Origin of the sequence: Streptomyces sp. NPDC046931 (assembly GCF_040644655.1) — a bacterium.
In the GTDB taxonomy this organism is placed as follows: domain Bacteria; phylum Actinomycetota; class Actinomycetes; order Streptomycetales; family Streptomycetaceae; genus Streptomyces.
Genome location: NZ_JBEYWX010000008.1, coordinates 34,218 through 55,484, shown reverse-complemented (window position 1 = coordinate 55,484; position 21,267 = coordinate 34,218). Strand labels below are relative to the sequence as shown.

The 21,267-nt window shown below is 70.7% G+C and carries 17 protein-coding genes; 11 read left to right on the top strand and 6 right to left on the bottom strand.

Going from position 1 to position 21,267, the window contains the following annotated elements; translation table 11 throughout:
• Nucleotides 1-174 precede the first annotated feature (174 nt).
• Nucleotides 175-1,011 (top strand): GntR family transcriptional regulator, encoded by an 837-nt coding sequence (locus ABZ876_RS16820; protein WP_361780816.1) that lies wholly within the window; start codon nt 175-177, stop codon nt 1,009-1,011.
• 131 nt (nt 1,012-1,142) lie between these two features.
• Here ABZ876_RS16820 and ABZ876_RS16815 read toward each other — a convergent pair whose 3' ends face one another.
• The gene (locus ABZ876_RS16815) at nt 1,143-2,297 is read right to left on the bottom strand and encodes a Gfo/Idh/MocA family oxidoreductase (RefSeq protein WP_361780813.1); all 1,155 of its coding nucleotides are present in this window, start codon (nt 2,295-2,297) and stop codon (nt 1,143-1,145) included.
• 108 nt (nt 2,298-2,405) lie between these two features.
• Here ABZ876_RS16815 and ABZ876_RS16810 point away from each other — a divergent pair, with 108 nt between their 5' ends.
• The gene (locus ABZ876_RS16810) at nt 2,406-3,419 is read left to right on the top strand and encodes a LacI family DNA-binding transcriptional regulator (RefSeq protein ID WP_361780810.1); all 1,014 of its coding nucleotides are present in this window, start codon (nt 2,406-2,408) and stop codon (nt 3,417-3,419) included.
• A 437-nt stretch (nt 3,420-3,856) separates the two neighbouring features.
• Here the strand turns inward: ABZ876_RS16810 and ABZ876_RS16805 are convergent, their stop codons facing one another.
• The 4 genes from ABZ876_RS16805 to ABZ876_RS16790 all read right to left on the bottom strand — a co-directional run bounded on the left by ABZ876_RS16805 (nt 3,857) and on the right by ABZ876_RS16790 (nt 8,713).
• Nucleotides 3,857-6,208: an MFS transporter gene (locus ABZ876_RS16805; RefSeq protein WP_361781329.1), complete on the bottom strand. Its 2,352-nt coding sequence runs from the start codon at nt 6,206-6,208 to the stop codon at nt 3,857-3,859.
• Between the two features lie 369 nt (nt 6,209-6,577).
• On the bottom strand, nt 6,578-7,021 hold the full coding sequence (locus ABZ876_RS16800) for an SRPBCC family protein (protein WP_361780807.1): 444 nt from the start codon (nt 7,019-7,021) through the stop codon (nt 6,578-6,580).
• 61 nt (nt 7,022-7,082) lie between these two features.
• Nucleotides 7,083-8,018 (bottom strand): alpha/beta fold hydrolase, encoded by a 936-nt coding sequence (locus ABZ876_RS16795; RefSeq protein WP_361780804.1) that lies wholly within the window; start codon nt 8,016-8,018, stop codon nt 7,083-7,085.
• A gap of 542 nt (nt 8,019-8,560) precedes the next feature.
• Entirely contained in the window at nt 8,561-8,713 is a 153-nt protein-coding gene (locus tag ABZ876_RS16790; protein WP_361780801.1) for a hypothetical protein, read from the bottom strand.
• 222 nt (nt 8,714-8,935) lie between these two features.
• Between ABZ876_RS16790 and ABZ876_RS16785 the strand changes: the two genes are divergently transcribed.
• The 4 genes from ABZ876_RS16785 (at nt 8,936) to ABZ876_RS16770 (ending at nt 12,780) form a co-directional block, all read left to right on the top strand.
• Nucleotides 8,936-9,991 (top strand): Rv2578c family radical SAM protein, encoded by a 1,056-nt coding sequence (locus ABZ876_RS16785; RefSeq protein WP_361780798.1) that lies wholly within the window; start codon nt 8,936-8,938, stop codon nt 9,989-9,991.
• A gap of 146 nt (nt 9,992-10,137) precedes the next feature.
• Nucleotides 10,138-11,715 carry an alpha/beta hydrolase gene (locus ABZ876_RS16780; RefSeq protein WP_361780795.1) on the top strand — a complete coding sequence of 526 codons (1,578 nt, stop codon included), beginning with the start codon at nt 10,138-10,140 and terminating at the stop codon, nt 11,713-11,715.
• Nucleotides 11,716-11,770: 55 nt separating this feature from the next.
• Nucleotides 11,771-12,169, top strand: a complete 399-nt coding sequence (locus ABZ876_RS16775; protein WP_361780792.1) for a RidA family protein — start codon at nt 11,771-11,773, stop codon at nt 12,167-12,169.
• A gap of 41 nt (nt 12,170-12,210) precedes the next feature.
• On the top strand, nt 12,211-12,780 hold the full coding sequence (locus tag ABZ876_RS16770; protein ID WP_361780789.1) for a GNAT family N-acetyltransferase: 570 nt from the start codon (nt 12,211-12,213) through the stop codon (nt 12,778-12,780).
• A gap of 3 nt (nt 12,781-12,783) precedes the next feature.
• Here ABZ876_RS16770 and ABZ876_RS16765 read toward each other — a convergent pair whose 3' ends face one another.
• Nucleotides 12,784-13,359, bottom strand: coding sequence for an adenylosuccinate lyase (locus tag ABZ876_RS16765; protein WP_361780786.1), 576 nt, complete (start codon nt 13,357-13,359; stop codon nt 12,784-12,786).
• Between the two features lie 389 nt (nt 13,360-13,748).
• Between ABZ876_RS16765 and ABZ876_RS16760 the strand changes: the two genes are divergently transcribed.
• The 5 genes from ABZ876_RS16760 (at nt 13,749) to ABZ876_RS16740 (ending at nt 21,266) form a co-directional block, all read left to right on the top strand.
• Nucleotides 13,749-15,554, top strand: a complete 1,806-nt coding sequence (locus ABZ876_RS16760; protein WP_361780783.1) for a 3-hydroxyacyl-CoA dehydrogenase family protein — start codon at nt 13,749-13,751, stop codon at nt 15,552-15,554.
• A 136-nt stretch (nt 15,555-15,690) separates the two neighbouring features.
• Nucleotides 15,691-16,503, top strand: coding sequence for a TetR family transcriptional regulator (locus tag ABZ876_RS16755; RefSeq protein WP_361780780.1), 813 nt, complete (start codon nt 15,691-15,693; stop codon nt 16,501-16,503).
• Between the two features lie 402 nt (nt 16,504-16,905).
• Entirely contained in the window at nt 16,906-18,243 is a 1,338-nt protein-coding gene (ccrA, locus tag ABZ876_RS16750; protein WP_361780777.1) for a crotonyl-CoA carboxylase/reductase, read from the top strand.
• A gap of 18 nt (nt 18,244-18,261) precedes the next feature.
• On the top strand, nt 18,262-20,310 hold the full coding sequence (locus ABZ876_RS16745) for a protein meaA (protein WP_361780774.1): 2,049 nt from the start codon (nt 18,262-18,264) through the stop codon (nt 20,308-20,310).
• Nucleotides 20,307-21,266, top strand: coding sequence for a CoA ester lyase (locus ABZ876_RS16740; RefSeq protein ID WP_361780771.1), 960 nt, complete (start codon nt 20,307-20,309; stop codon nt 21,264-21,266). The genes ABZ876_RS16745 and ABZ876_RS16740 overlap by 4 nt, the downstream gene beginning before the upstream one ends.
• Nucleotide 21,267 lies beyond the last annotated feature (1 nt).

Sequence of the window (21,267 nt, the reverse complement as noted above, 5' to 3'; positions counted from 1 at the left end):
GAATGTAAGTACATAGTCTTGACAGTGGCTTGCCGTGCGGCCTACACATGTCCCAGGCCGTCGAGCGTTTCGAGTCCGATCACCGTGCGACACATCGGGGGCGATCTCTACCCACTACAGACCGGTATGGCGCTTCCGCAGGTCGAGTCGTCAGGAAGTTTCCAGGACCATGCGATGACACAGGATTCCGCCGAGCAGTCGGCCGTCCGTCTCCCCGGCGTGACCCCCGGCCCGCCCTCGGCCCCCGCACCTCCCACGACCCCGGCCCCGCCCAAGGCCCTCGACTTCGCCCTCGACCGCGGCAGCCCGGTCCCGCTCTACTACCAGCTGGCCCAGCAGCTCGAGGCGGCCATCGAGCAGGGAGCACTGGGCCCGGGCAGTCTGCTGGGCAACGAGATCGAGCTGGCCGGGCGCCTCGGCCTGTCCCGGCCCACCGTCCGCCAGGCCATCCAGTCCCTCGTCGACAAGGGTCTGCTGGTCCGCCGCCGGGGCGTCGGCACCCAGGTGGTGCACAGCCAGGTCAAGCGGCCCTTGGAGCTGAGCAGCCTCTACGACGACCTGGAGGCCGCCGGGCACAAGCCCGCGACACGGGTGGTACGCAACACCCTGGCACCGGCGTCCGCCGAGGTCGCGGCCGCCCTCGGTATCGCCGAAGGTGCGGACGTGCACCATCTGGAACGTCTCCGGCTCGCCCACGGCGAGCCGATGGCGTTCCTGTCCAACTACGTGCCGATGGGCCTGCTGGCCCTCGACACCGGGAAGCTCGAGGTGACGGGCCTGTACCGGATGATGCGCGGCGCCGGCGTCACCCTGCACAGCGCCCGTCAGTCCGTCGGCGCCCGTCGCGCCACCGCCGGGGAGGGAACCATGCTGGGCGAGCCCGAGGGTGCCGCCCTGCTGACCATGCGGCGCACGGCGTACGACGACACGGGCCGCGCCGTCGAGTACGGCACCCACATCTACCGCGCCTCCCGCTACTCCTTCGACTTCCGGTTGCTGGTCCGCCCCTGAACCGCCCCCTTTCGCGGCTCGGCCGGACGGGCCGGTCGCGGTGCCCGGTTTCCGTGACAGCGAGGGGACCATGCCGGGCATCGGTCAGCCGCTGCGCCGAAGCGGAGCGGCCGCCGCGTCCGGCCCCGCGGTCATCCGAGGTCCACCCAGGTCCGCAGCCGCGCGGAGCGGCTCATGGCGTCCAGGGCGGTGGCGCTGTGCACGGCGTCGTCGAGGGTAGGGCCGTACGCCGTTCCCTCCGCCACCGAGCGCAGGAAGTGGTAGGCCTCGATCACCTTCAGGTCGTCGTAGCCCATGGCGTTGGCGGTCCCGGGCTGGAAGGCGCCGTACTCGCCGTGGCCGGGGCCGACATAGAGGGTGCTGACGGGCTGGTCCTGGTAGAACGTGCCGCGGCTGACGCCCAGTTCGCCCATGCGCCGGAAGTCCCAGAAGACCGCGCCCTCGGTGCCGTGCACCTCGAAGCCGTAGCTGTTCTGCTCGCCGACGGAGACCCGGCAGGCCTCCAGGACTCCACGGGCCCCGGACGCGAAGCGCAGCAGGCAGTTGACGTAGTCCTCGTTCTCCACCGGGCCCGGCTCGCCGCCCGTCGCACGCGTGTGGCCCGCGGTGGCGCCGACGGGACGGGCTCGCTCGGGGATGAAGACGGCGGTGTCGGCGGCCAGCGACTCGATCTCGCCGAGCAGGAAGCGGGCCAGGTCCACCCCGTGCGAGGCGAGGTCGCCGAGGACTCCGCTGCCGCCCCGGGCACGCTCGTACCGCCAGGTCAGGGCAGACTCGGGGTGAGCGGCGTAGTCGCTGAAGAGCCGGATGCGGACATGGGTGACGGTGCCGATCCCGCCGGAGGCGATCAGCTCGCGGGCGGCTTCGACCGCCGGTGCGTTGCGGTAGTTGAAGCCGACCGTGCCCTGCACCCCGGCCTTGGCGACGGCGTCCGCGACCGCGTGGGCGTCCTCGACGGTCAGACCGACCGGCTTCTCGATCCAGATGTGCTTGCCCGCCTCGGCCATGGCGGTGCCGATCTCACGGTGCAGGAAGTTCGGCGCGGCGATGCTCACCGCCTGGACGCGGGGGTCGGCGGCGACCTCCCGCCAGTCGCGGACGGCGGTGGCGAAGCCGTACTGCCGGGCGGCCTCCTCGGCGCGGCCCGGCACCTCGTCGGCCACGGCGACCAGTTCGGGCCGCAGAGGCAGCCGCGGGAAATGGTGCGGCACACGGATGTACGCCTGGGTGTGCACCCGTCCCATCCAGCCGAACCCCACGACGGCGACGCCGAGCGTACCCACCATGCCTGCCCCTCTTTGGACCGGTCCAGAGATTCCCAGCCCACACTGGAGCCCGTCCCTGCAGTTGTCAATCCTTTGACAAGCGGATGAGCCGCATGGAACGGTCCAGACATGAGAGCGCCGACGATCCGCGATGTGGCCGAACGGGCCGGAGTGTCGAAATCGCTGGTCTCCCTGGTGCTGCGCGGCTCCGACCAGGTGCGCCCGGAGAAGCGGCAGGCCGTGCTGGCAGCCGTCGAGGAGCTGGGCTATCGCCCCAACGCCGCCGCGCGCAGTCTCAGCGAACGGCGCACCCGTACGGTGGGTGTGCTGCTGAACGACCTGCGCAACCCCTGGTTCGTCGAGCTGCTCGACGGCCTCAACTCCCGGCTGCACGACGCCGGACTGCGCATGCTGATGGCCGACGGCCGCCTCAGCCGGCGTCTCGGCGAGGACCTCACCCGTACGTTCACGGACCTCGGGGTCGACGGGCTGATCGCCGTGGGCACACTGCCGCCGTCCAAGGCGCTGAGGACGGCGGCGGCGCGGATTCCCACCGTGGTCGCGGGGGCCCGCGAGCCCCGGCTGCCCGCGGTGGACATCGTCGCGGGCGACGACGGACACGGCGCCCGGCTCGCCACGGAGCACCTCATCGACCTCGGCCACCGCCGCATCGCGCACATCGCCGGTCAGGGGGTGGTCGGGGAACTGCGCAGGCGCGGCTTCGAGACGGTCATGCGCGAGCACGGTCTGGCGGACACGGCGGTCGTGCAACAGGGAGATCCGACCGAGGAGGGCGGCTACCGTGCCGCGGTCGGCCTTCTCGCAGCCCCCGAACGCCCCACCGCCGTCCTGGCGTTCAACGACATGGCGGCGGTCGGCACCCTCTCGGCGGCCGAGCAGCTCGGCCTCCAGGTACCCCGGGACCTCTCCGTCGTCGGCTACGACAACACCTATGTCTCCCGTCTGCGGCACCTGTGGCTCACCACGGTGGACAACGGCAGCCACGACGTCGGCCGCCGCGCCGCCCGGTGCCTGCTCGACCGGATCGCCGACCCCGCCCGCCCCGCCGAACTGGTGCTCACCACACCGGTGCTGGAGGTACGGGGGACGACGGGAGCACCGGCGCCGGGCACCGCCGTCTGAGGAGTCCGCCGGCCAGGGACGGGTCCGGCGTCCGCAGGGCAGCCGGTGACGATGAGGGCGCTGCCCGCGCGGCCGGTCGGCCTGTGTTCGACGATGCGGGAGCGGACCGGTCGCCGGCCGGATCGACCTCGCCGCCGCAATCGATCACCACCGGTCACACCCGGACCATGCACCCGATCCGGTCAAGCCCGGCATCCGGGATCGCTCGAGCCCTGTTGCGTCGGCAGATCAGGCCATGACAGAACTGAACTTGTTACGGTTATTTCACCGGATGGGTTGAAGCTTCTCTGAATAGGAGCTGCCTCATCACCAGGAGGCTGGGAGATGGCCGACACGACGCCACCGTGGTGTCGGCGGAACTCCCGTCCTCCCGGCTCAGCGGGCACCTCTCTGCATCATCTCTGCCCAGCCGCAGTCACCGGCCGGTGGTTTCGGGTTCAGTCCTCGTGCCCCAACTGCAGATCGCGCTCCGTCCGGCCGCCCCCGGCAACCTGCAACACGGTGGCCACCGGCGGGTATCCCGCCGCGATCACGGTGTACTCCCCGGATGACAGATCGACGAACCGGAACGTCCCGTCGGCTCCCGTCGTCAGCGTGTCGACGACGTTGCCGGCCGCGTCGAGCAGGGTGACCCGGGCGTCCTCCACCGGCCGCCCGCCGCCCGCGCGCACGGTGCCGCGCAGCACCGCGCCGCCCGCGAGTTCCACGTCCTGCCGGGTCTCGCGGGAGGCCTGCACGCTGACGGGCAGCGCGGCCGGGCGGAACGCGGGCGCACTTGCGGCCAGGGTGTACTCCCCGGCCACCAACTCGGTGATGACATAGCCCCCTTCACGCCCGCTGCGGGTGCTCGCGACCACTTCTCCGTGCACATTGGTGAGCGTGACGGCGGCGTCGCGCACCGGCGTGCCGTCGGCGGTCAGCACGCTGCCCGCCAGCCGTCCCGCACCGCCGAGCACGACGTCCAGTTCCACCGGACGCTCCCCCACGGTCACCGAGACCGCCTGCGGCTGGTGGCCGCCGGCCGCGGCGATCAGGACGTAGGACCCGGATCCCGGCGTGGACAGCGCGTACCGGCCGTCCTCGCCGCTCGCGCCACGCCCGATCTGCTGTCCCGCGACGTCGATGAGGGTGAGCGCCGCACGTGGCACGACGGTGCCGTCGGGGTGCTGAACCGTGCCGCAGACGGGTACTCCGGCGGCGTACGGCGAACGCGCCTGCGGGACCTGGGTGGTGGTGGCGGGCGGGCACTCGGCGGGGACGTTGTGGGACACCAGTGGTTTCTCCTTGAGGAAGAAGGCGATGAGCAGGCCGAGGACGAGCACCGGCACGAGATAGAGGAAGATCCTCGGCATGGCGTCGGCGTACGCCTCGATGTACGTGTCGCGCAGGGCGGGCGGGAGCGCGTGGACGAGCTGCGGGGTGAGGGACTCGGGGTCGGGCAGGCGGGTGCCGCCGCGGGGCGGAAGGCGGTGTTCCAGCGCGTCGGAGAGACGGTTCGCGAACAGGGTGCCGAAGACGGCCGCGCCCGCGCTTCCGCCGATCTGCCGGAAGTAGTTGTTGGCGCTGGTCGCGGTGCCCAGGTCGGCGGGGCGCACGGAGTTCTGCACGGCGAGGATCAGCACCGGCATCACCAGGCCGATGCCCGCTCCGAGGACCGCCATCCAGAGGCTGTACTGCAACCGCGTCGTGCCCGGGTCGAGCCTGGACAGCAGCCACATGCCGACGGCCGCCAGGCCGCTGCCGAGCACCGGGAACACCTTGTACCGCCCGGTGTGGCTGACGAGGTGTCCGCCGATGACGGAGGCACCGACGATCCCGGCCATCATCGGCAGCATCAGCAGCCCGGACTCCGTGGCGCTCGCCCCGTCGACCATCTGCAGGAAGGTGGGGAGGTAGCTGGCGGCGCCGAACAGCGCGACACCGACCACCAGGCCCACCAGAGCGGTGACGTTGAACACGGAGTCGCGGAACAGCCGCAGCGGGATGAGGGGTTCGGCGGCGAACCTCTCGGCGGCCAGAAAGAGGACGACAGCCACGGCCGCGCCGGCACCGAGCCCAAGGATGACGCGCGAACCCCACGCGTACTCGGTGCCGCCCCAGCTGGTCAGCAGCACCAGGCAGGTGGACGCGGCGGCCAGCAGCAGGGTGCCGGGCACGTCCAGGCGGCCCTTCGCGGCGGGCTTCGGCAGTTTCAGCACCACGGTGACGACGGCCAGGGTGATCAGGCCGAAGGGCACGTTGATGTAGAAGCACCAGCGCCAGGAGAGATGGTCCGTGAAGTAGCCGCCCAGCAGCGGTCCGGCGACGGAGGCGAGCCCGAAGGCGGCGCCGATCAGGCCCATGAACCGGGCGCGCTCGCGGGGCGGCACGATGTCCGCCATGATCGCCTGCACACCGATCATGAGCCCGCCGGCTCCGACGCCCTGGACGGCACGGAAGGCGATCAGCTGGTCCATGGTCTGTGCCCGTCCGGCGAGCGCGGAGCCGACGACGAAGACGGCGATCGCGAACTGGAAGACGCCCTTACGGCCGAACAGGTCCCCACACTTGCCGTAGACGGGCAGTCCCACGGTGGAGGTCAGCAGATAGGCCGTGATCGCCCAGGACATCCGGTCCAGGCCGTGCAGCTCGCCGACGGTCTTCGGGAGCGCGGTGGCCACGATCATCTGGTCGAGGGCCGCGAGCAGCAGCGCGAGCATCAGCCCGACGAAGACGAGGCGTACCCGGCGGGGGCCGAGCGCCGTGGGGCGTTCGGCGCCGGCCGGCTCCCGGGGCGCGTCGGGGACCACGGACGGCACGGCCCGCTTCTCGTCCACGTCCACCACCGTCGTCCCGCCCACGTCCCGCTCCCCTCATCACCTCTGCGCCGCCCATTTCTCGCATTGCGCGACAACCGGGTTCAAGCGAGGCGAGTTGCCAGGGGAGGGTGCGGTGCGAAGGTATCCGCCGGTCGGAGCCCTACGGCGTACAACCGCGTCATGCGGAAAACCACTCGAAACGGTGAGCGTGAGATTCGGCCGGACGACTGACGACGTGCGCTCCGGAGCTCGGAGTCAGGACTTCACGCCCCGGAGCGCACAATGGGTCGCGACGGAGCCGGGAGCTCGCGCCGGTCGCGTTCGGTATCGCTTCGCAACGGCGTCAGTACGCCGACGGCGTCACTTCTCCACCTCGGCGGCCAGCTTCCCCAGCTCCGCGTCGTAGATCCGGGCGAGCCCCTTGGGCGCGAAGGTCTTCTCGAAGAAGCCGCCGATGCCACCGGCGCCCTTCCAGGTGGTGGTCACGACGACCCGGGACCTTCCCTCGCCGGCCGGGGTCACCCGCCAGGTGGTCACCATCGAGGAGTTGCGGTCCTTCTCGACGAGTTCCCCGTCGGTCGGCTCGCTGACCTCGAGCAGGCAGTCACGGACGCGCTTGCTGGTGGCCTGAAGCTTCCAGTGCACGAGGGTGCCCTCGCCGTCGCCGCCCTCGCGCACCTCGTACTCGCTGAACTGCTCGGGCAGCAGCCGCGCGCGGGTGCCGCTGTAGTCGGCGAGGGCGTCGAACACCGTCTCCGCGTCCGCCGCGATGATCCGCTCCGTCGTGGCCTCGACCTGCGCCATGACCATCCTCTTCCTGTACGTGTGATGGGGCGTCCGCCATCCCATCACACCCCGGGCGCGGTCACTGACGGGACGCCGGCACCGGGCGGTCCTCCACGGCCGGCGCTCCGCGCCGGGCGCGCCGGGCGCGGAGCGCCGCGAGGCACTCCTCGAAGAAGCCGAGGGCGCGCAGATGGTACGAACGGGCCGCCCAGCCCAGGCTGATGTTGTGGCCCGCCTCCGGCTGGTGCTCGACCCGCAGGACGGGTGCCGCCGCCAGCAGGGCGGTGATCTCCGCGATGTCCCGCTCGCCGTGCAGCCACCACGCCTCGTGCTCGGCGAAGGTCATCCGTACGGGGATCCGGAGGCGGGGTGCGAGGTCCTCGAACATCCCCGGCCAGTGGGCGACTTCGTCGGCTTCGCGCACCGGCATGGGGGCCACCAGGGCCCCGAGGGAACGGAACGTGTCCGGCGGATACAGCCGCAGCGGGCCCCAGTTGCGTCCCCAGGAGGAACGGCTGAGGACCCGGGGAAGATCGGCCGGCTCGATGTCGTAGCGGTGGCCGCAGCCCGACACGTCGAGGGCGAGCGGCCGGAGGGTGTGCGCGGCGCTGACCATGGCGACCTTGCCGCCGTAGGAGTGGGCCAGCAGGAAGAACCCCGCTCCGGTGGCGTGACGCTGCGCGAACCGGTCCATGACGGCGTCCAGCACCTCGGCCTGCTCGGCCAGGCTCTGCCCGGCGGGCAGCTGTCCGGCGGACAGACCGTAGCCGGGCCGGTCCAGGGCGAGCACCGTGAAGCCGAGGCGCGCGCCCAGCGTCAGCAGGGACAGGTCCGGGTGGGCCTGACCGTCGAAGTAGCCGGCCGTCATGCCGCCGCCGTGCACGGCGACCACGGTGGCCCGCGGCTCCCCGTCCGGTGGCTCTGCGAACAGACAGGACAGGGTGACGCCCGCGGCGTCCAGGGTGAGGGGGCGCACGCCCGCGGACAGGGGCTGCGACGGTTTCGACGTCTCCACCCGTCCGTTATGACGTAGATCGCGGCCCTGGGGCGGTGGACGCGCCGAGCTCGCCGTCGAACCGTTGCCCCTTCTGTGTGACCGTAGGGAAAGAAGCAGGTCAGAGCGGGTGCCCCAAGGAATCAGCCGCGAATCGAACTCTCAATCGAGTCAGCCTCGCGATCATGGGAACCTATGTTCTATTCTTTGGCCTGTGCTTCGACACCCCGGAGTTCCGCGGGATCACCAATTCAGCCTAAGAGGTTCGATGCTCAGCGCGGCAGCCGCAGACAAGGCCTGGCGGGACATGTTGAGTTGCACCCGAGGCCGACAGGCACCAGCGGGCCCCTCCTTGAGGCCGGCAGGAAAGGCCGCTTACGCCGCGCTGCTGCAAGGAGGATGCAGACCCTCCCCCGGTGACGCCCCCGCCGAGCAGTGGCTGCTCCTGCGCGATCGCACGTCGAGCCGCTCCGACGGGCACTGAAACCCTCGCGGCGCCTCAGGACCGCCGTTTGGAGCCGCCACCGCCGGCAGCCGCTCCTGCGACCGCGCCAGGACTGGCCTCACCGTGCGAGCCGCATTCCCCGTGGCTGCCAGTGTTCGCGGACGAGGATGCCCTTCCTCTTCAGCTGCTTCAGGTGGTGGTGCACGGAGCCGATGCTGCCAAGGTTCGTGCGCTCGACGAGGACGCCGGGCGCGCCCTCGGCGTCGGCCAAGCCCGCGTAGATCTCCCCTATGACGCAGATCGCGGCCCTGGGGTGGTGGACGCGCCGAGCTCGCCGTCGAACCGTTGCCCCTTCTGTGTGACCGTAGGAAAGAGGCAGGTCAGAGCCGGCGCCCCAAGGAATCAGCCACGAATCGAACTCTTAATCGAATCAGCCTCGCGATCATAGGAACGTGTGTTCTATTCTGTGGTCAGTGCTACCGAGGAGGTGCCCATGCGCTGGGACCATCTGGCGGAAAACCCCGCCACGGCCCGCGACGCCGCACTGTTCGACGCGGACGCGGTGACCACCCGCACCTTCGACACCCCGGAGTTCCGCGGGATCACCTTCCACGAGGTCAGGGCCCGCTCGATCGTGAACCGGGTCCCGGGCGCCTCCCGCATGCCATTCGAGTGGACCGTCAACCCCTACAGAGGCTGCACGCACGCGTGCGTCTACTGTTTCGCCCGCAAGACGCACAGCTACCTGGACCTCGACACGGGTCTCGGCTTCGACACCCAGATCGTGGTCAAGGTCAACGCCCCGGAACTGCTGCGCGCCCATCTCGGCTCGCGCCGCTGGCACGGCGAGCACATCGCGATGGGCACCAATGTCGACTGCTACCAGCGGGCCGAGGGCCGCTACCGGCTGATGCCGGGGATCATCGCGGCCCTGCGCGACCACGCCAACCCGTTCTCCATCCTGACCAAGGGCACGCTGATCCTGCGCGATCTCGACCTGCTCCGGCAGGCCTCGGAGGTCACCGATGTCGGCATCTCCGTCTCCGTCGGCTTCGTCGACCAGGAACTCTGGCACACCGTCGAACCCGGAACCCCGGCGCCGCAGCGCCGTCTGGACGTCGTACGCACCCTGAGCGAGCACGGCATCGGCTGCGGTGTCCTGATGGCCCCGGTGATCCCCTTCCTCGGCGACCATCCGGCCCAACTGCGCGCCACCGTGCGGGCGATCGCCGCCGCCGGGGCCACCTCGGTGACCCCGCTGGTGCTGCATCTGCGCCCGGGCGCCCGCGAGTGGTTCATGGCCTGGCTGGGGCACCGGCACCCTTATCTCGTACGTCGCTACGAGCGGCTGTACGCGGACGGTGCATACGCCCCGAAGTGGTACCAGCGCCGGATCACCCGTCAGGTGCACGAGCTGGCACGGGAGTACGGCATCGGGCCCACGCCCGCCGGAATGCCGCGCCGTATCCGGCGGCCCGAGCCCCCGGCACCCGCCCCCGCGGCGCCCGGGCCCACGGTGAGCGGGCCGACCCAGCTCTCTCTCCTCTGACCGCGCCCGCCGGGCATCCGAGCGCTTCGGGCTACCCGATCGGGTCAAGTGCCGCCGTAACACGCCCTGCCGGGCGGCCCTTTCCGGGACGATGCGGCGAGGACCTGACAGCCGTGGTCCGCCCCGTCCGTCCTGGGAGGACTGACATGAGAAAAGGCGCAGCCGTACTGTGCGGTGCCGCCCTCGTGGTGGCCGGGATGCTTCCCGCGCTCCCGGCCGACGCGAACGCCCCACGCGCCGCGGACACCGCGCAAGCGACCGGACTCACCTGGAACAAGTGCGCCACCGCCGCCTCTCCGACGCTCCAGTGCGCATCCGTGACGGTGCCGCTCGACTACGCCAACCCGCGCGGACGGCAGATCACGGTGGCGCTGTCGCGCGTCCCGCACACCGCGAAGACCTCTCAGGGGCCGCTGCTGGTCAACCCGGGCGGGCCCGGCGGCAGCGGTCTGAAGCTCGCCGGATTCGTGGCGTCCGCGCTCCCCAAGGCGGTGGCGGCACAGTACGACGTGATCGGCTTCGACCCGCGGGGGGTGGGCAAGAGCGAGCCGGCGCTGGACTGCCGCCCCGGCCACTTCGGCCCGGTGCGCCCGGACTCGGTGCCCGGTACACGCGCCCTGGAGAGGGCCAACCTCGCCCGCGCCAGGTCCTTCGCCGTGGCCTGCGCCACCAAGTACGCGAGCGTGCTGCCGTACATCGACACGATCAATGCCGCGCGGGACATGGACGCGATCCGCAAGGCGCTGGGCGCCGAGAGGCTGAGCTACTTCGGGTACTCCTACGGCACCTACCTGGGCGCCGTCTACGCGAAGCTCTTCCCGCAGCGGGTGCACCGTCTGGTGCTCGACTCCATCGTCGACCCCACGGGCGTCTGGTACGACGACAACATCCAGCAGGACTACGCCTTCAACGACCGCCATCTGGCCTTCCTGTCGTGGGTCGCCCGGCACGACCGGACGTACCGGCTGAGCCCCGACCCGGCCCGGGTCGGGGCCAAGTGGTACGCGATGCGGGCGGCTCTGGCCAAGAACCCCGCCCGGAACAAGGTGGGTGCCTCCGAGCTGGAGGACACCTTCATCCCGGGTGGCTACTACAACGGCTACTGGCCGCGCCTGGCCGCCGCGTTCTCGGCCTATGTGAACGACAAGAACCCCGGCCCGCTGGTCAACGCGTACCAGGCCATGGCAGCGGTCGCCCCCTCGGGCGACAACGGCTACAGCGTCTACGCGGCGGTGCAGTGCCGTGACGTCTCCTGGCCGCGCGGCTGGGCTCAGTGGCGCAAGGACACCTGGGCGGTGTACGCCAAGGCGCCGTTCATGGCCTGGAACAACGCCTGGTACAACGCGCCGTGCGTCTTCTGGCCGACGTCCGGGCTGCGGCCGGTGGACGTGGCCAACGACGCGCTGCCGCCGACGCTGCTGTTCCAGGCGACCGAGGACGCCGCCACGCCCTACCAGGGCGGAGTGACGGTCCATCATCTGCTGCGCCGTTCCAGCCTGGTGGTCGAGCAGGGCGGCGGCAACCACGGCGTCTCGCTGAGCGGCAACGCCTGTCTCGACAGGTATCTGGCGGCATATCTCACCGACGGCACGGTGCCGCACGGGCGCGGCGGAATCGACGCGGTGTGCCCGAAGCTGCCGGATCCCGAACCGGCGACCGCCAAGACGGCCACCACTCCCAAAGGCGGTTCCACGCTGCACGGTCTGCTCGGCTTCCGCGGCTGAGGGGCCCGCCCGGCCCGTCGGGGGCGTTGTCAGACCCGTGGTCCACCATGGACCCATGAGTGAGCTGACCAGGATCCCCGCCCCCGACGGAGTCGCCCCCGCCTCCGCATACGCGCATGTCGTGCTGGGCACCGGACGCTTCGTGGCCATATCCGGCCAGCTCGCGCTGGACGAGGACGGCGGGCTCGTCGGCGAGGGCGACCCGGCGGCCCAGGCCCGGCAGGTCTTCGAGAATCTGCGCCGCTGTCTGGCCGCCGCCGGGGCCACGTTCGACGACGTGGTCAAACTGACCTACTTCGTGACGGACATGGCGCACCTGCCGGCGATCCGCGCGGCCCGCGCCGCCCACATACCCGGGGACCGCCTGCCCGCCTCGTCGGCGGTACAGGTGGCGGCGCTGGTGGGCCCCGAGTTCCTCCTGGAGATCGAGGCCTTCGCGGTGCTCCCCGAATAACCCCTGGCCCGGCGCGGCCGGGCCCGTCTACGGTTCCCGTCATGGACGGCCGGCTGCGTATCCGGGACATGACGTTCGCCGACTGCCGACGCGTGAGCGAGATCCGTGTCAGCGGCTGGCGGACCGCCTACCGGGGGCTGATTCCCCGGTCGTATCTCGATGCGCTCGACGTGGACGCCGAGACCGAGCGGCGCCGCGCGCGTCTCGCGGAGGGCGACGGCCGGGTGGTGAACGTGGTCGCCGTGGGGGCACCTCCGGGGCCGTCCAGGCACTGGGGGAAGGACGGCGAGACGGTGGTCGGATGGGCCGCGCACGGACCGTACCGGGAGGGCGAAGTGCGTACCGGCGACGCCGAGTTGTACGCGCTCTACGTGGCTCCCGACTTGCTCGGGCGCGGCATCGGCCGGGCCCTGCTCACGGAGGCGGTCCACAGGTGCAGCGCGGCCGGACACCCGCGGATGTATCTGTGGGCGCTCAAGGACAACGTCCGCGCCCGGCGTTTCTACGAGCGGGCCGGATTCCACGCCGACGGCACCGAGGCGGCGTTCGGGGCGGACGGGGTGACCGTGCCCGAGGTGCGGTACGCGGCCGTGCTGCCGCTGCTCGGCTGAGGCTCAGTGCTGCGGGGGGATGCGCGCGAGTGCGTGCACCGCCGCCTCCGCGAGTGCCGGGTGGGCGAGTGCCTCGCTCAGTACGGATACGGCCCGTGCGTCCCCGAGCTCGCCGAGCCCCTCCACACAGGCGAGCGCCACCTTCCGGTACGGGTCGTGCGGCCGGAGTCTTCGCTGGAGCGTGGTGATCAGCGCGGGCACGGACTCGGGGGCGCGCAGTGCGACGAGCAGGCGTACGGGGTGGAGTGCGTAGGCGACGCGGAGTTCGTTGGTGGCGAGGGCGGCCGCGGCGCGGGCGGTGCGGGGATCGCCGAGCCGCGCCAGGGCATGGGCGGCCGACACACATCGCTGGGGATCGCGGTGGTTGAGCAGCAGGACAAGCGTTTCGAACGCCCTCCGGTCCCCCGCGACACCCAGCCGGAAGGCGGCCAGCTCCCGGGCCCACAGCGGCTGTCCGTGTTCCGTCAGCACGGCGGCCAACTCGTCCGGGTCGTCCGTGGCGACGAGCCGCCCGTACACCGGCGAGGAGCCGGCCTCGTCCCGTAAACGTTCCGCGAGTGATCGCAGCGCTTCCTCCATGGAGCCGAGACTAGGGCGGTCAACCCGATGGGGGGACCTACATCACAAAGTCCAGGGGTGGCGTGCTCGTTACCCACCGGTTAAGCTCATTCGAGCGAGCTACCCGCTCGCGTATTGCAGTGGTTTGGTGACGCAGCCATTGCAGGGGCACCTCCCAGCCGTCAGGGCGGGAGGCGCCTGTCGGTTCGGTACATCGTGTACCCGAGTACGACCCGGCTCCGGGACAGGGCCGGTCGGAACAACGCTCCCGGACGTGTGCACGTCCGCGGACGCACCGGGCGTGTGCGCTCGTCAGCCCGGCAGACACCCGCGTTCTCCGCACTGTGTGCGCCCTTCGGCGCATCCAGGCCTGCCCTCTCAGTCGTCACCCTCATTCCTGGAGTCCCGCGATGGCCGCTCCCCTCTCCGACACCCCTCTGTCCCCGCTCAATACCATTGCCGTGATCGGTCTCGGCACCATGGGCACCGGCATCGCCGAGGTGCTGACCCGGGCCGGCCGCGAGGTCGTCGGCATCGACATCAGCGAGGCCGCGGCCACGAAGGCCGTCGCCGCCGTGAACGCCGCGACCGCCCGCGCCGTGAGCCGCGGCCGCCTGACCGAGCAGGAGCGCGAGGACGCCCTCGCGCGCTTCCGCACCTTCACCGACCTGCGCGCGGCGGCCGACGCCGACCTGGTCATCGAGGTGGTCCCGGAGTCGTACGAGATCAAGCAGCAGGTCTTCCGTGCTCTCGACGACATCGTGCGCCCGGACACCATCCTCGCCACCGGCACCAACGCCCTCTCCGTCACCCGGCTCGCGGCCGACTCGGCCCACCCGGAGCGGGTCCTCGGGCTGCACTTCTTCAACCCGGCGCCCGCGATGCGCCTGGTGGAGGTCGTCTCCTCCGTGCTGACCGCGCCCGCGGCCGTCACCGCCGTCACCAACCTCGCCCTGGACCTCGGCAAGGAGCCCGTCGCGGTCGGCGACCGGCCCGGGTTCGTCGCCGACGGGCTGCTGTTCGGCTATCTCAACCAGGCCGCCGCGATGTACGAGGCCAAGTACGCCTCCCGCGAGGACATCGACGCCGCGATGCGGCTCGGCTGCGGCCTGCCCATGGGCCCGCTCGCCCTGCTCGACCTGATCGGCATCGACACCGCGCGCACCGTTCTCGAGGCCATGTACGCGGCCTCCCACGACCGGCTGCACGCGCCCGCGCCGATCCTGAAGCAGCTCAGCGAGGCGGGCCTGACCGGCCGCAAGTCGGGGCGCGGCTTCTACACCTACGAGGCGCCCGGCAGCCCGACCGCCGTGCAGGACGCGCTGACGCCGCTCACGGGTGCCGCCTCGGTGCCGGGCCGGCCGGTCCGATCGGTCGGAGTCGCCGGTTCCGGCACCATGGCGTCCGGTATCGCCGAGGTGTTCGCCAAGGCCGGGTACGAGGTGGTCCTCGCGGCCCGCACCGAGGAGAAGGCGCTGGCCGCGAAGGCCCGGATCGGCAAGTCGCTGGCCCGCTCGGTCGACAAGGGCCGGATGACGGCCGAGGCGGCCGCGCAGACGCTCGACCTGATCCGGCCGACGGGCTCCTACGACGACTTCGCCGACGTCGACCTGGCGCTGGAGGCGGTCGCCGAGGACCTGGAGGTCAAGCAGCAGCTGTTCGCCACGTTCGACAAGGTCTGCAAGCCCGGAGCGATCCTCGCCACCACCACCTCCTCGCTGCCCGTCGTCGCCTGCGCCCGCGCCACCTCGCGCCCGCAGGACGTGATCGGCATGCACTTCTTCAACCCGGCGCCCGCCATGAAGCTGGTCGAGGTGGTCCGTACCGTACTGACCGCGGACGATGTGCACGCCACGGTCCGTGAGCTGTGCGCGGCCATCAGGAAGCACCCGGTGGACTGCGGCGACCGCGCCGGATTCATCGTGAACGCGCTGCTGTTCCCGTACCTCAACAACGCGGTCAAGATGGTGCAGGAGCACTACGCGTCGCTCGACGACATCGACGCGGCGATGAAGCTGGGCGGCGGCTACCCGATGGGGCCGTTCGAACTGCTCGACGTGGTCGGTCTGGACGTCTCGCTCGCCATCGAGAAGGTCCTGCACCGCGAGTTCCGTGACCCGGGCCTGGCTCCCGCGCCGCTTCTGGAACACCTGGTGGCCGCGGGCTGCCTCGGCCGCAAGACCGGCCGCGGCTTCCGCGAATATGCCAAGCGCTGACGGGCCCGGCGACTGGTTCGAAGGCGGCGCCGACTGGGGCGGGCTGCTCGATCCCCAGGGTGACCCCCCGCCCCCGTGGGGCGGGGGGAACCCGGGACATGCGCGCCATCCTGCGCACATGCAGTACGTTCGGGTCATGTCCCAGCCCGCCAAGTCCTCCCGTACACCAGCTACGCCCGACGCACCGGAGAGTGCCGCAGGCAGCCGCGCCGCCGCCCAGCGGCTCAAGATGCGCCGAGAACTGGCGGCTGCGGCGATGGAGCTTTTCGCCACGAAAGGGTACGAAGCGACCACTGTCGACGAGATCGCGGCGGCCGCCGGGGTCGCCCGGCGCACCTTCTTCCGCCACTTCCGCTCCAAGGAAGAGGCGATCTTCCCCGACCACGACGACACCCTGATCCGGGCCGAGGCGGTGCTCAACGCCGCCCCCGCGCACGAGCACCCGCTGGACACCGTGTGCCGCGGCATCAAGGAAGTCATGAAGATGTACGCGGCCCGGCCGGAGATCTCCGTGCAGCGCTACAAGCTGACCCGCGAGGTGCCGACCCTGCGGGAGGCGGAGATCGCCTCGGTGGCCCGCTACGAACGGCTGTTCACCCGCTATCTGCTGGGCCACTTCGACGAGCACGCGCACGACGACGACGCCAACGACGATCCGCTGCTCGCGGAGGTCGCCGCATCGGCGGTCGTCACCGCCCACAACCACGTCCTGCGGCGCTGGCTGCGGGCCGGCGGCCAGGGGGACGTCGAGACCCAGCTGGATCACGCCTTCGCGATCGTGCGCAGGACGTTCGGCACGGGCATCGGCGCCGGCCGGGACGCCGCGCCCCGGACCACGCCGGCCTCGGTGACGTCCCAGGGCGAGGTCCTGGTGACGGTGGCGAGAACGGATGCGTCCCTCGACGAGGTGATGCGCACCATCGAGCAGGCGCTCAAGGAGCGCTCCTAGCGACACCGCTGCGGGAAGGGGCGGGCGGCGGCACTCGGTGCCGCCGCCCGCCCCTTCCCGTTTCCACTACCCGGCAGTAGCTTTGATCGATCATCGCTCATCTGTTACGTAAAGATTTCATCTGAGGGAACTTTCTGGCACCCAGTGCCTTGCGGGGTGACACGCCGTGCCATACGTTGGTGTCGTCCGGGCGGCCGGCGTGCAGAGACCTTTCGTACGCCGGCTGTCCCCGCAAGCCTCCCCGGCGAGCGCGCCCGGACGCCTGCGTCACAGGCACCCTCCGCGCCACAAAGCGCTGCCACAGCACCACCTCCGCCGAACCGACGGCACCCCTCTCACCAGCACACCGACGTAGACCCTCAGCGTCTCCCCTCAAGACGCTCTTTCGCCGGAGGCAACACCGTGAAGGACATCCTGGACGCGATCCAGTCGGGGACGGCCACGTCCGCCGACTACGCCGCTCTTCCGCTCCCCGAGTCGTACCGCGCGGTCACCGTGCACAAGGACGAGACGGAGATCTTCGCCGGGCTCACCACCCGGGACAAGGACCCCCGCAAGTCGCTGCACGTCGACGACGTCCCGCTGCCGGAGCTCGGCCCGGGCGAGGCCCTGGTCGCCGTCATGGCCTCCTCGGTCAACTACAACTCGGTGTGGACCTCGATCTTCGAGCCGCTGTCCACCTTCGGGTTCCTGGAGCGCTACGGCCGGCTCAGCGAGCTGACCAAGCGCCACGACCTGCCGTACCACATCATCGGCTCCGACCTGGCCGGTGTGGTCCTGCGCACCGGCCCCGGCGTCAACGCCTGGAAGCCGGGCGACGAGGTCGTCGCGCACTGCCTCTCGGTCGAACTGGAGTCCTCCGACGGCCACAACGACACGATGCTCGACCCCGAGCAGCGGATCTGGGGCTTCGAGACCAACTTCGGCGGTCTCGCGGAGATCGCGCTGGTGAAGTCCAACCAGCTCATGCCCAAGCCCGGCCACCTCAGCTGGGAGGAGGCCGCCGCGCCCGGCCTGGTCAACTCCACCGCCTACCGGCAGCTGGTCTCCCGCAACGGCGCCGGCATGAAGCAGGGCGACAACGTCCTGATCTGGGGCGCGAGCGGCGGCCTCGGCTCCTACGCCACGCAGTTCGCCCTGGCCGGCGGCGCCAACCCGATCTGTGTCGTCTCCTCGCCGCAGAAGGCGGAGATCTGCCGCTCGATGGGCGCCGAGGCGATCATCGACCGCAACGCCGAAGGCTACAAGTTCTGGAAGGACGAGCGGACCCAGGACCCGAAGGAGTGGAAGCGCTTCGGCAAGCGCATCCGCGAGTTCACCGGCGGCGAGGACATCGACATCGTCTTCGAGCACCCCGGCCGCGAGACCTTCGGCGCCTCGGTGTACGTCACCCGCAAGGGCGGCACCATCACGACCTGCGCCTCGACCTCGGGCTACATGCACGAGTACGACAACCGCTACCTGTGGATGTCGCTGAAGCGGATCATCGGCTCGCACTTCGCCAACTACCGCGAGGCCTGGGAGGCCAACCGGCTCATCGCGAAGGGCAAGATCCACCCGACCCTCTCCAAGGTGTACTCCCTGGAGGAGACCGGTCAGGCCACGTACGACGTGCACCGCAACCTCCACCAGGGCAAGGTCGGCGTCCTGTGCCTGGCTCCCGAGGAGGGCCTGGGCGTGCGCGACGAGGAGATGCGCGCCAAGCACGTCGACGCCATCAACCGCTTCCGGAACATCTGAGGACAGCGGAGGTCACAGATGACAGAGCGTCAGCCCTCCGAGTCCCGGAGGCAGAAGGACCGGCCGTGGCTCATGCGCACGTATGCCGGTCACTCCACGGCCGAGGCGTCCAACGAGCTGTACCGGCGCAATCTCGCCAAGGGTCAGACCGGCCTCTCGGTCGCGTTCGACCTGCCGACCCAGACCGGCTACGACTCCGACCACGTCCTCGCCCGCGGCGAGGTCGGCCGGGTCGGGGTCCCGGTCGCGCACCTCGGTGACATGCGACGGCTGTTCCAGGACATACCCCTGGAGCAGATGAACACCTCGATGACCATCAACGCCACGGCCATGTGGCTGCTGGCGCTCTACCAGGTCGTCGCCGAGGAGCAGGGTGCGGACATCACCAAGCTCCAGGGCACGACCCAGAACGACATCGTCAAGGAGTACCTGTCGCGGGGCACCCATGTGTTCCCGCCGGGGCCCTCGCTCCGGCTGACGACGGACATGATCGCGTACACGGTCTCCCACATGCCGAAGTGGAACCCCATCAACATCTGCAGCTACCACCTGCAGGAGGCGGGCGCCACCCCGGTGCAGGAGATCGCGTACGCGATGTCCACGGCGATCGCCGTGCTCGACGCGGTGCGCGACAGCGGCCAGGTGCCGCAGGAGCGCATGGGCGATGTCGTCGGCCGGATCTCCTTCTTCGTGAACGCGGGCGTCCGCTTCGTCGAGGAGATGTGCAAGATGCGGGCCTTCGGCCGCATCTGGGACAGGATCACGCGCGAGCGCTACGGCATCGAGGACCCCAAGCACCGCCGCTTCCGCTACGGCGTCCAGGTCAACTCCCTGGGACTGACGGAGGCGCAGCCGGAGAACAACGTCCAGCGCATCGTGCTGGAGATGCTGGCCGTGACGCTCTCCAAGGACGCACGCGCGCGTGCCGTGCAGCTCCCCGCCTGGAACGAGGCGCTGGGCCTGCCGCGGCCCTGGGACCAGCAGTGGTCGCTGCGCATCCAGCAGGTGCTCGCGCACGAGAGCGACCTGCTGGAGTACGAGGACATCTTCGAAGGCTCGAAGGTGATCGAGGCCAAGGTGAGCGAACTGGTCGAGGAGTCGTTCGCCGAGATCGAGCGGATCCAGGAGATGGGCGGCGCGATGGCCGCCGTCGAGTCCGGCTACCTCAAGTCCCAGCTGGTCGCCTCGCACGCCGAGCGCAGGGCCCGGATCGAGTCCGGCCAGGAGAAGATCGTCGGCGTCAACATCTTCGAGACGACCGAGCCGAACCCCCTCACGGCCGATCTGGACACCGCGATCCAGACGGTCGACCCGGCGGTCGAGGCCCGCGTCATCGCCTCGCTCCAGGAGTGGCGCGACACCCGCTACCAGCCGCCGTTCAACCACCCGCGCCCCTGCAAGGCGCTGGAGCGGCTGAAGGAGGCGGCCAAGGGCACCGGCAACCTCATGGAGGCCACCCTGGACTGCGCCCGCGCCGGCGTCACGACCGGCGAGTGGGCCGGGGCCCTGCGCGAGGTGTTCGGCGAGTTCCGCGCGCCGACCGGAGTGTCGTCGGCGCCGGTCGCGGTGACCGCCGAGGAGGGCACGGCGCTGGCCCAGGTGCGCCGCAAGGTGGAGCTGACGGCCCGGGACCTCGGTGCCGGCAAGCTCCGCTTCCTGGTGGGCAAGCCGGGCCTGGACGGGCACTCCAACGGTGCCGAGCAGATCGCCGTGCGGGCCCGTGACGCCGGGTTCGAGGTGGTCTACCAGGGCATCCGGCTGACCCCGGAACAGATAGTCGACGCGGCCCTCGCGGAGGACGTGCACGCGGTCGGGCTGTCGATTCTCTCCGGCTCGCACGCGCAGCTGGTGCCGGACGTGCTGGAGCGGCTGCGTGAGGCCGGCGCGACCGATATCCCGGTGATCGCGGGCGGGATCATCCCGAGCGGCGACGCCGAACAGCTCAGGGCTGCGGGAGTGGCCGCGGTCTTCACCCCGAAGGACTTCGACATCACCGGGATCATCGGCCGTATCGTCGACGAGATCCGCACAGCGAACAAGCTCGACCCCCTGGAGGTCCCCGCATGACCGTCAACCGTCTCCGTCCGCGGCGTTCCTGCCTCGCCGTGCCGGGAAGCAACCCCCGCTTCCTGGAGAAGGCGCAGGGCCTCCCCGCCGACCAGGTCTTCCTGGACCTGGAGGACGCTTGTGCGCCGCTCGCCAAGCCCGAGGCGCGGCACACCATCGTCAAGTTCCTCAACGAGGGCGACTGGACGGGCAAGACGAGGGTCGTACGGGTGAACGACTGGACGACCGAGTGGACGTACCGCGACGTCGTGACGGTGGTCGAGGGCGCGGGTCCGAACCTCGACTGCATCATGCTGCCGAAGGTGCAGAACGCCCAGCAGGTCGTCGCGCTCGACCTCCTGCTGACCCAGATCGAGAAGACCATGGGCTTCGAGGTCGGCCGCATCGGCATCGAGGCGCAGATCGAGAACGCGCAGGGCCTCAACAACGTCAACGAGATCGCCCAGGCGTCCCCGCGCATCGAGACCATCATCTTCGGCCCCGCCGACTTCATGGCGTCCATCAACATGAAGTCGCTGGTCGTGGGCGAGCAGCCGCCGGGCTACCCGGCGGACGCCTACCACTACATCCTGATGAAGATCCTGATGGCCGCCCGCGCCAACAACCTCCAGGCCATCGACGGCCCCTACCTGCAGATCCGCAACGTCGAGGGCTACCGCGAGGTGGCCCAGCGCGCCGCCGCCCTCGGCTTCGACGGCAAGTGGGTGCTCCACCCGGGCCAGGTCGAGGCGTCCAACGAGATCTTCTCGCCCTCCCAGGAGGACTACGACCACGCCGAGCTCATCCTGGACGCGTACGAGTACTACACGTCCGAGGCCGGCGGCAAGAAGGGCTCCGCGATGCTCGGCGATGAGATGATCGACGAGGCGAGCCGCAAGATGGCGCTGGTCATCTCGGGTAAGGGCCGTGCCGCCGGCATGCAGCGCACCAGCACGTTCGAGATCCCGGAGGCGTAAG

Coding starts and splice junctions, on each gene's coding strand:
- ABZ876_RS16820 (WP_361780816.1), top strand. CDS start 175: ATGACACAGGATTCCGCCGAGCAGTCGGCCGTCCGTCTCCCCGGCGTG.
- ABZ876_RS16815 (WP_361780813.1), bottom strand. CDS start 2,297: ATGGTGGGTACGCTCGGCGTCGCCGTCGTGGGGTTCGGCTGGATGGGA.
- ABZ876_RS16810 (WP_361780810.1), top strand. CDS start 2,406: ATGAGAGCGCCGACGATCCGCGATGTGGCCGAACGGGCCGGAGTGTCG.
- ABZ876_RS16800 (WP_361780807.1), bottom strand. CDS start 7,021: ATGGCGCAGGTCGAGGCCACGACGGAGCGGATCATCGCGGCGGACGCG.
- ABZ876_RS16785 (WP_361780798.1), top strand. CDS start 8,936: ATGCGCTGGGACCATCTGGCGGAAAACCCCGCCACGGCCCGCGACGCC.
- ABZ876_RS16780 (WP_361780795.1), top strand. CDS start 10,138: ATGAGAAAAGGCGCAGCCGTACTGTGCGGTGCCGCCCTCGTGGTGGCC.
- ABZ876_RS16775 (WP_361780792.1), top strand. CDS start 11,771: ATGAGTGAGCTGACCAGGATCCCCGCCCCCGACGGAGTCGCCCCCGCC.
- ABZ876_RS16770 (WP_361780789.1), top strand. CDS start 12,211: ATGGACGGCCGGCTGCGTATCCGGGACATGACGTTCGCCGACTGCCGA.
- ABZ876_RS16765 (WP_361780786.1), bottom strand. CDS start 13,359: ATGGAGGAAGCGCTGCGATCACTCGCGGAACGTTTACGGGACGAGGCC.
- ABZ876_RS16760 (WP_361780783.1), top strand. CDS start 13,749: ATGGCCGCTCCCCTCTCCGACACCCCTCTGTCCCCGCTCAATACCATT.
- ABZ876_RS16755 (WP_361780780.1), top strand. CDS start 15,691: ATGTCCCAGCCCGCCAAGTCCTCCCGTACACCAGCTACGCCCGACGCA.
- ABZ876_RS16745 (WP_361780774.1), top strand. CDS start 18,262: ATGACAGAGCGTCAGCCCTCCGAGTCCCGGAGGCAGAAGGACCGGCCG.
- ABZ876_RS16740 (WP_361780771.1), top strand. CDS start 20,307: ATGACCGTCAACCGTCTCCGTCCGCGGCGTTCCTGCCTCGCCGTGCCG.